Annotated in this window: 1 protein-coding gene; it reads left to right on the top strand. The window is 64.3% G+C overall.

Annotated features, from left to right (window positions below; translation table 11 throughout):
* A partial coding sequence (locus KBI52_RS01260) for a sigma-70 family RNA polymerase sigma factor (RefSeq protein WP_210804838.1) occupies window positions 1-914 on the top strand: 914 nt, incomplete at both ends.

The raw sequence follows: 914 nt of genomic DNA, 5'->3' as shown, positions 1-914 counted from the left end.
GACGACGACATGGAGAACAACGTGTCGCTCTCGGCCATGGAGGCCGAGCTGAAGCCGCGCGTCCTCGAGACCTTCGATTCGATCGCCGACAACTACAAGAAGCTGCGCCGCCTGCAGGTCGAGCATGTGGAGCAGCGCATGCAGAACAAGCAGCTGACCCCGGCCCAGGAGCGCAAGTACAAGGAGCTCAAGGCGGACATCGTGGCGGCCGTGAAGTCGCTGTCGCTGAACAACAACCGCATCGAGGCCCTGGTCGAGCAGCTCTACGACATCAACAAGCGCCTCATCTCCCATGAGGGCCGCCTGATGCGCCTGGCCGAGAGCCACGGCGTGGCCCGCGAGGAGTTCCTCAAGCACTACCAGGGCTGGGAACTCGACCCGAAATGGGTGCTGCGGGTCTCCAAGCTCGGCGGCCGGGGCTGGAAGGACTTCGTCGCCAAGGCGAAGGACGGCATCCACGACCTGCGCGAGAACATCCACAACCTGGCGAGCGAGACCGGCCTGGAGATCCAGGAGTTCCGCCGCATCGTCATGATGGTGCAGAAGGGCGAGCGCGAGGCCCGGCAGGCGAAGAAGGAGATGATCGAGGCCAACCTGCGCCTCGTGATCTCCATCGCCAAGAAGTACACGAACCGCGGCCTGCAGTTCCTGGACCTGATCCAGGAGGGCAATATCGGCCTCATGAAGGCGGTGGACAAGTTCGAGTACCGGCGCGGCTACAAGTTCTCGACCTACGCCACCTGGTGGATCCGGCAGGCGATCACCCGGTCGATCGCCGACCAGGCCCGGACGATCCGCATCCCGGTGCACATGATCGAGACGATCAACAAGATCGTGCGCACCTCGCGCCAGATGCTGCACGAGATCGGCCGCGAGCCGACCCCGGAGGAGCTGGCCGAGAAGCTCGCCATGCC

Origin of the sequence: Microvirga sp. HBU67558 (assembly GCF_018069605.1) — a bacterium.
In the GTDB taxonomy this organism is placed as follows: Bacteria; Pseudomonadota; Alphaproteobacteria; order Rhizobiales; family Beijerinckiaceae; genus Microvirga; species Microvirga terrae.
This window is presented reverse-complemented; position numbering and strand designations above follow the sequence as displayed.